Here is an 8,212-nt window from a genome sequence, read left to right on the forward strand (position 1 = left end):
GCACGCGAAGGCCTCAGCTGGCACAAGCCGTTCACCAAGGTGCTCGACGAGAGCGACGCGCCGTTCTACAAATGGTTCGACGACGGCGAGCTCAACGCGTCGTACAACTGCCTCGACCGCCACGTCGAAGCCGGCAACGGCCAGCGCGTCGCGGTGATCTTCGAGGCCGACGACGGCACCGTCACGCGCGTCACCTATGCCGACCTCCTCGCCCGCGTGTCGCGCTTCGCGAATGCGCTGAAGAAACGCGGGATCGCGAAGGGCGATCGCGTCGTCATCTACATGCCGATGTCGGTCGAAGGCATCGTCGCGATGCAGGCCTGCGCACGCATCGGCGCGACGCACTCGGTCGTGTTCGGCGGCTTCTCCGCGAAATCGCTGAACGAGCGGCTCGTCGACGTCGGCGCCGTTGCGCTGATCACCGCCGACGAACAGGCGCGCGGCGGCAAGACGCTGCCGCTCAAGAGCATCGCCGATGAAGCGATCGCGATGGGCGGCTGCGAGGCCGTCAAGAGCGTGATCGTCTATCGCCGCACCGGCGGCAAGATCGACTGGCACGGCGAGCGCGACCTGTGGATGCACGAGCTGACCGATGCCGAGTCCGACACGTGCGCACCGGAATGGGTCGGCGCCGAGCATCCGCTGTTCATCCTGTATACGTCAGGCTCGACCGGCAAGCCGAAGGGCGTGCAGCACAGCACGGGCGGCTACCTGCTGTGGGCCGCGCAGACGATGAAGTGGACCTTCGACTGGAAACCCGACGACGTGTTCTGGTGCACGGCCGACATCGGCTGGGTCACGGGCCACACGTACATCACGTACGGGCCGCTCGCATGCGGCGGCACGCAGGTCGTGTTCGAGGGCGTGCCGACCTATCCGGACGCCGGCCGCTTCTGGAAGATGATCGGCGACCACAAGGTCACCGTGTTCTACACCGCGCCGACCGCGATCCGTTCACTGATCAAGGCGGCCGAAGCCGACGACAAGGTCCACCCGAAGAGCTACGACCTGTCGAGCCTGCGCATCATCGGCACGGTCGGCGAGCCGATCAATCCGGAAGCATGGATGTGGTACCACAAGCACGTCGGCCAGGAGCGCTGCCCGATCGTCGACACGTGGTGGCAGACCGAAACCGGCGGCCACATGATCACGCCGCTGCCGGGCGCGACGCCGACGGTGCCGGGTTCGTGCACGCTGCCGCTGCCGGGCATCATGGCCGCAGTGGTCGACGAGACGGGCCAGGACGTGCCGAACGGGCAAGGCGGGATTCTCGTCGTCAAGCGTCCGTGGCCGGCGATGATCCGCACGATCTGGGGCGACCCGGAGCGCTTCAAGAAGAGCTATTACCCCGAGGAACTCGGCGGGCGGCTGTACCTGGCCGGCGACGGCACCGTGCGCGACAAGGACACCGGCTACTTCACGATCATGGGCCGGATCGACGACGTGCTGAACGTGTCCGGTCACCGGCTCGGCACGATGGAGATCGAGTCGGCGCTGGTCTCGCACGAGCTGGTTGCCGAAGCGGCGGTGGTGGGCCGCCCGGACGACACGACGGGCGAGGCGGTGGTCGCGTTCGTGGTGCTCAAGCGTTCGCGTCCGGAAGGCGAAGAAGCGGCTGCGCTCGCGAAGTCGTTGCGCGACTGGGTCGGCAAGCAGATCGGGCCGATCGCGAAGCCGAAGGACATCCGCTTCGGCGACAACCTGCCGAAGACGCGCTCGGGCAAGATCATGCGGCGCCTGTTGCGCTCGCTCGCGAAGGGCGAGGCGATCACGCAGGACACGTCCACGCTCGAGAACCCGGCGATCCTCGATCAGCTTGGCCACTCGCTCTGACCGGCAAGGCCCGCATCCGCCAGCCCTGCCCGACATCTTCGACGCACGCGCGTTCCGGCCGCCATCCCTGCCATGAACGCGTCGCGTGCGGCCGCCACCCGGCCGCGCTCGTGCGTCCCGCCGCGCACCACCGTGCGTGCGCGGCCCGTGCGATCGCCCGCGCTTCGCGGGTTTGCGTCGCATTCCCCTGTTCGATGCACCCGGACGTACAACAACACTGGAGACACACCATGACAAGCAAGATCTGGATCGGCTGCGCCGCACTGGCCGGCACGATGGCCTGCACCGGCGCGTTCGCGCAGAGCAGCGTGACGCTGTACGGCAACCTCGACGCCGCATTGCTGTATACGAGCAAGACGCTCGACGCCACCACCGGCGGGAACGCGGGCCATCAGTTCGCGATGACCGACACCGGCATGACGCCGACGACGTTCGGGATGACCGGCACCGAGGATCTCGGCGGCGGTCTCAAGGCCAAGTTCCAGCTCGAAAGCGGCTTTGCCGTCACCAACGGCGCGTTCGCCCATTCGAACGGCAACATCTTCGGCCGCCAGGCGTGGGTCGGCCTCGACGGCGGCTTCGGCACGGTCAAGGCCGGCGTGCAGTACTCGCCGTTCCTGCTGGCGATCTTCGATTCGGACCCGCGCAGCTTCTCGCACTTCGGCAGCGGGCTGATCAACTACGTCGACAACGTGCTCGTGACGGGCCTGTTCAACCCGAACGCCGTGTCGTACACGAGCCCGACGATCGCCGGCCTCACCGGTAGCGCGATGATCGCGCTCGGCGGCAAGGCCGGCGACTTCCAGGCCGGCCGCCAGTACTCGGCGAGCCTCAAGTACGAGCATGGCGGCTTCATGCTGAACGCCGCGTTCTACGACGGCAACGACGGCACCAACCCGACGCCGACGCCGAGCACCGTCGCGTTCGTCGGTCGCACGATCGGCGCCGCGTACCGCTTCGGCCCGGTCACCGCGAAGGCGTCGTTCGCGAGCTACAAGGTCGGCGGATCGTTCAGCAGCAACGTCTACGGCGGCGGCCTCGACTACCAGGCGACGCCGGCCGTCGACGTGAACGGCGGCGTGTGGTTCACGAGCGATCGCAACGACACGGCCAATCACTCGCTGCTCGCGGCCGTCGGCGCGAGCTACAACTTGTCGAAGGCGACCGCGCTGTACGCGCAGGTCGCGATGGTCAACAACCACGGTGCGATGGATACCGGGCTCGGCATCAACAACGCGCTTTATGCGGTCTCGGGCACGACCGTCGGCGCGAACGTCGGGATCCGCCACATGTTCTGATGCACGAGCGACGACGATCGTGTCGAACCGTCGTCGCTCTGCATTCGCACTCCGAATCGTTTGCCCCGCGGATTCACGGCGGCTGTCGCACCATGTGAATCCGCGTCCATCCGTCGCGACGCGTGACGCCAGGACGCCCCGCATCGTGCGGCATGCATGCGCGCTTTGACCCGGCATAGACCGCCCGCACCGCTGCCCGGACCGCAGGATGCACGCGTGCCCGTGCCGCGCGGCGGGTTGTCCCGCTGCGCCAACCGTGTCGTTTTCGACCGGTTTCCGGGCGCATGACCGATAGTCCGCTCCGCCCGTTTCTCTACACTGCTTCACACCAACACACTTGCCGGATGTCGCGTGCTGCGCGCCGCATCCTCGACATCACGGCGATCCAGAGACAACCGCCTTCGTCCCCGACGGTCCTGCGGCCTGCGCGCCGCACACCTGCCGCTCGGCCGGCGAAAGCCCCTGCCAGGAGCGTTCCTTGAGTTCATCGCACGCCGCGAAAGCCCGATCTTCACGCAAGGCCCTCAAGCTGGATGACATCACGATCGTCGACCCTGCCGTCCTGAAGCGCGCGGTCGGGGCCATGGCATTCGGTAACGCGATGGAGTGGTTCGACTTCGGCGTCTACAGTTACATCGCCGTCACGCTCGGCAAGGTGTTCTTCCCGTCCAGCAGCCCGTCCGCGCAGCTGCTCGCGACCTTCGGCACGTTCGCGGCCGCGTTCCTCGTACGCCCGCTCGGCGGCATGGTGTTCGGCCCGCTCGGCGATCGCATCGGCCGCCAGCGCGTGCTCGCCGCGACGATGATCATGATGGCCGTCGGCACCTTCGCGATCGGCCTGATCCCGAGCTATGCGTCGATCGGCATCATGGCGCCGATCCTGCTGCTCGTCGCCCGCCTCGTGCAGGGCTTCTCGACCGGCGGCGAATACGGCGGCGCCGCCACCTTCATCGCCGAATTCTCGACCGACAGGCGCCGCGGCTTCATGGGCAGCTTCCTCGAGTTCGGCACGCTGATCGGCTACACGCTCGGCGCGGCGACCGTCGCGATACTCACCGCGACGCTGTCGCAGGAAGCGCTGCTGTCGTGGGGCTGGCGCGTGCCGTTCTTCATCGCGGGCCCGCTCGGCCTCGTGGGCCTGTACGTGCGGCTGAAGCTCGAGGAAACGCCGGCGTTCAAGAAGGAAGCGCAAGCGCGCGAGGCGGACGAGCGCGCGCGCCCGAGGCAGTCGTTCGGCACGCTGCTCGCCGAACAATGGCGGCCGCTGCTCCAGTGCGTCGGGCTCGTGCTGATCTTCAACGTGACCGACTACATGGCGCTGTCGTATCTGCCGAACTACCTGTCCGCGACGCTGCACTTCAACGAAACGCACGGGCTCTTCATGGTGCTGCTCGTGATGGTGCTGATGATGCCGATGACGCTCTACGCGGGGCATCTGTCGGACCGGTTCGGCCGCAAGCCGGTGATGATGTTCGGCTGCGTCGGGCTGCTCGTGCTGTCGGTGCCGGCGCTGCTGCTGATCCGCAACGGCGGGATGCTGTCCGTGTTCGGCGGGATGCTGATCTACGGCACGCTGCTGTCGACCTTCACCGGCGTGATGCCGTCGGCGCTGCCCGCCCTCTTCCCGACGCGGATTCGCTACGGCGCACTCGCGATCGGCTTCAACGTGTCGGTGTCGCTGTTCGGCGGCACGACGCCGCTCGTCACCGCGTGGCTCGTCGATCGCACCGGCGACCTGATGATGCCGGCCTACTACCTGATGGGGGCGTCGTTCATCGGCATCGTGTCGGTGCTCGCGCTGCGCGAGTCGGCACGCCGGCCGCTGCCCGGCTCCGCGCCGTGCGTCGCAAGCCGCGCCGAAGCGCAGGACCTGATTCGCCGCGGTGCCGACGAGGGCCGCGTGCGCGGCCGCAAGTTCACGCCGATCGGCGAACGCGCGTAACGCATGCCGGCGCGCCGCAACGGCGCGTCGCCGGCATCGCGCACGTGACGATCAATCCGCCGCGAGCCGCTGCGCGTCGAACCAGTCGAGCAGCGTGCGCGTGACGAAGGCCGGATTCTCACGGTTCGAGATGTGGCCCGCGTCCGGCACCAGTGCATGCCGGCAGCCGATCACGCTCGCCATCTTCACCGTTTCCGACGGCGGGCGCGCCATGTCGCCCGCGCCGCACATCAACAGCGTGCGTTCGGCATCCAGTGCGGCGAGTTCGGACAGCGTGTCCGGCCGACCGAAGATCAGCCGGCCGAGCGGGACGATCGATTCCCGCAGCCGGTCGGCCGGCAGGTTCGCGAGCGCTTCGCGAAACGCGGTCGGTACGGGATCGGCCAGATTCACGTCCGGCCGGAAGAACAGCGGCACGATCGCATCGAGCAGCGGCGGCGCGATGCGGCCGGCCGCCGCGATCGCGTCGAGCATGCCGAAGTAGCGCAGCCGCGTCGCGTCGGGCTCGGCCTCGAGCGACGCATCCATCAGCACGAGCGAGCGCACGCGCTGCGGTTCGCGCAACGCGAGCCGCGCGCCCCACATCCCGCCGACGCTGAGCCCGACGACCGCACACTGCTCAATCTCCAGCGCGTCGAGCAACGCGCTCGCGTGCGCGGCGAGATCGTCGAGCGTGTGCGTGCCGTCGGGCAGCGGGCCCGACGCGCCATGCCCCCACAGGTCCGGCACGATCACGCGATAGCGCTGCGACAGCGCGTCGATCTGCGGCGCCCACATCGCCGCGTCCCACAGATAGCTGTGGCCGAGCAGCACCGGGTAGCCGGTGCCGTGATCCTGGTAATGCAGGGTGCTGTGTTGAAGAGTCAGTGCGGGCATCCCGCCTCCGGGTTCAAGGACGATCGGCGGCGGCCCGCAAGCGGGCGCCATGGTCAGCGGCGTTCGGCGACGAACGCGAAGCCGCGCATCATCGCACAGCTTGTGGCCGCTGCGTATGACCGGCGCCATGCACGCTGCCCGCTGCCCGCGATGCGGCGCATGGTGCGCCGACCGCTCGGTTCGTCCCGTCGTACGTGACGATCTCGACCCGGTTCGCGCCCTTGCCCACCGGATACTTGCCGATGGCGTCGAGATGCCCGGTGCCGCGGTCGCTCCGGTATGCCGTCGGCAGATTGCCGACGACGACGCGGCCCATGTGATTGCGGCGCCGAACGACGTGAGTCGTCCGGCGCCGCGGCGGGCAATGCAGGCGATCAGTACACCGCGTGACCGCTGATGAGACTCGGCAGCCAGGTCGAGAAGAACGGCATGTACGTGACGATGTTGATCGCGCTGAAGATCGCGAGGTAGTAAGGCCACGCCATCTTCGTCGTCTCGCCGATCGACACGTTGCCGATCGCGCACCCGACGAACTGCACCGAGCCGATCGGCGGGTGCACGAGGCCGAGCGAGCAGTTCAGCAACAGCATGATCCCGAACTGCACCGGCCCGACGCCGCACGCCATCGCGATCGGCAGGAACAGCGGCGTCGTGATCAGGATGTGCGCGGCCATGTCGACGAACGTGCCGAGGAACACCTGGATGATGTTGATGTACAGCAGCATCAGCCAAGGCGCTGCGGTCGACTGCTTCAGCAGCCCTTCGATCGCATCCGGAATCTCCAGGTACGACATCTGGAAACGCAGCATGTTGGACACGGCGATCAGCAGCAGCACGACGCCCGTCGTACGCGCCGCATGCGACAGCGCGCGGCGCAGCTTCTCGACGCTCAGCGTGCGGTACACGAACGCGGTGAGCACGAGCGAATACACCACCGCGATCGCGGCCGCTTCGGTCGCGGTCGCAATCCCCTTCGCGACGCACACGAGGATGATCGCGATGACCATCAGCCCCGGCACCGCGCCGACGAAGCTGCGCAGCACCGCATACCAGCCCGGGAACAGCGGCAGCGCCGACGAACCGTCTTCACGGCGCGGGTAGCCGTGACGCACGGCCTGCCAGTATGCGGCGGCGAGCACGAAGCCCATCACCCACAACACCGGCAAGAGCCCCGAGAACAGCAGGTCGCCGATCGACACGCCGCTCACCTGCTGGCCGTGCAGCATCCCGGTGATGCCCTGCGCGGCGAACGCGTAGATGATCATGTTCGTCGACGTCGGCATCAGCGCGCCGGCCAGCGACGCATGCGTGGTCACGTTGACCGCGTAGGCCGCGCTGTAGCCTTCGCGCTTCATCAGCGGAATCACCACGCCGCCCATCGCGGACGTATCGGCCGTCGGCGAGCCCGACACGCCGCCGAACAGCGTGCACGCGACGACGTTGGCCATCCCGAGGCCGCCGCGGAAGTGACCGACGGTCGCCTGCGCGAAGCGCAGGATCCGGTCCGCGATGCCGCCATGCAGCATCAGCTCGCCGGAGAAGATGAAGAACGGCACCGCGAGGAACGAGAACGCGTTCATCCCCGAGATCATCGACTGCATCGCGGTTGCGATCGGCAGCCCTTCGACCATGTAGGTGAGCACGCATGCAAGCCCGAGCCCGAACGACACGGGCACGCCGAGCACGAGGAAGATCAGAAAACTGACGGACAGGATCGCGAGTTCCATGGCGTTATTGTCCCGACGGAGAACGACGAAGCGCGAGCAGGTGCTCGAGCGAGAAGAGGATGATGGCGACCGCCGCGGGAATCGTGATCAGGTAGCGCACGCCTTCGGGTAACCCGATGATCGGAATGCGGTCGCCCATCGTCTCGGCCGCCATGCTGCCGCAGCCGATCATGATCGCGATCGCGAACGCGATCAGGCTCACGTGCTGGATCGCGATCACCGCCATGCGCGGGCCCGCCGACAGACGCCGCACGAGCGAGTCGAGGCCGATATGGCCGCCGTCGCGCACCTTCATCGCCGCGCCGAACATCGCGATCACGATCACCAGCAACAACGCGATCGGCTCGACGAAATCGGGCGCGTTGTCGAACACGTAGCGCATGACGACCGCATAGAACACCAGCACCGTGAGCGCCGCGAGACACAGCGACGCGATCACGGCCAGCGCGCGGAACAGCAGGTCGTTCACGCGGCGCAGGCGCGGCGCGGCCGCGCGCGGGCGGCACGGTGCCGCCCCGTCCGCGGCGGCGGCCGCT

The 8,212-nt window shown here is 67.9% G+C and carries 6 protein-coding genes and 1 pseudogene; 3 read left to right on the top strand and 4 right to left on the bottom strand.

The window, feature by feature from the left end; genetic code table 11:
* From acs to proP, 3 genes are all read left to right on the top strand, one after another.
* The coding region (gene acs, locus O1Q03_RS39490) for an acetate--CoA ligase (RefSeq protein ID WP_269511461.1) at nt 1-1,833 on the top strand (1,833 nt) is incomplete at its 5' end.
* A gap of 230 nt (nt 1,834-2,063) precedes the next feature.
* Complete coding sequence (locus tag O1Q03_RS39495; RefSeq protein WP_269511464.1) at nt 2,064-3,131, top strand: porin; 1,068 nt, start codon at nt 2,064-2,066, stop codon at nt 3,129-3,131.
* 478 nt (nt 3,132-3,609) lie between these two features.
* Nucleotides 3,610-5,073 (top strand): glycine betaine/L-proline transporter ProP, encoded by a 1,464-nt coding sequence (gene proP, locus O1Q03_RS39500; protein ID WP_269511467.1) that lies wholly within the window; start codon nt 3,610-3,612, stop codon nt 5,071-5,073.
* 51 nt (nt 5,074-5,124) lie between these two features.
* Here the strand turns inward: proP and O1Q03_RS39505 are convergent, their stop codons facing one another.
* The 4 genes and pseudogenes from O1Q03_RS39505 to O1Q03_RS39520 all read right to left on the bottom strand — a co-directional run.
* Nucleotides 5,125-5,949 (bottom strand): alpha/beta fold hydrolase, encoded by an 825-nt coding sequence (locus tag O1Q03_RS39505; protein ID WP_269511470.1) that lies wholly within the window; start codon nt 5,947-5,949, stop codon nt 5,125-5,127.
* A gap of 178 nt (nt 5,950-6,127) precedes the next feature.
* A pseudogene (locus tag O1Q03_RS40050) lies at nt 6,128-6,229 on the bottom strand (lactonase family protein); the annotation flags it as partial.
* Nucleotides 6,230-6,323: 94 nt separating this feature from the next.
* The gene (locus O1Q03_RS39515; RefSeq protein WP_269511476.1) at nt 6,324-7,676 is read right to left on the bottom strand and encodes a TRAP transporter large permease; all 1,353 of its coding nucleotides are present in this window, start codon (nt 7,674-7,676) and stop codon (nt 6,324-6,326) included.
* Nucleotides 7,677-7,680: 4 nt separating this feature from the next.
* The coding region (locus O1Q03_RS39520; RefSeq protein WP_269511479.1) for a TRAP transporter small permease at nt 7,681-8,212 on the bottom strand (532 nt) is incomplete at its 5' end.

Source organism: Burkholderia sp. IMCC1007, assembly GCF_027257875.1.
Lineage (GTDB): Bacteria > Pseudomonadota > Gammaproteobacteria > Burkholderiales > Burkholderiaceae > Burkholderia.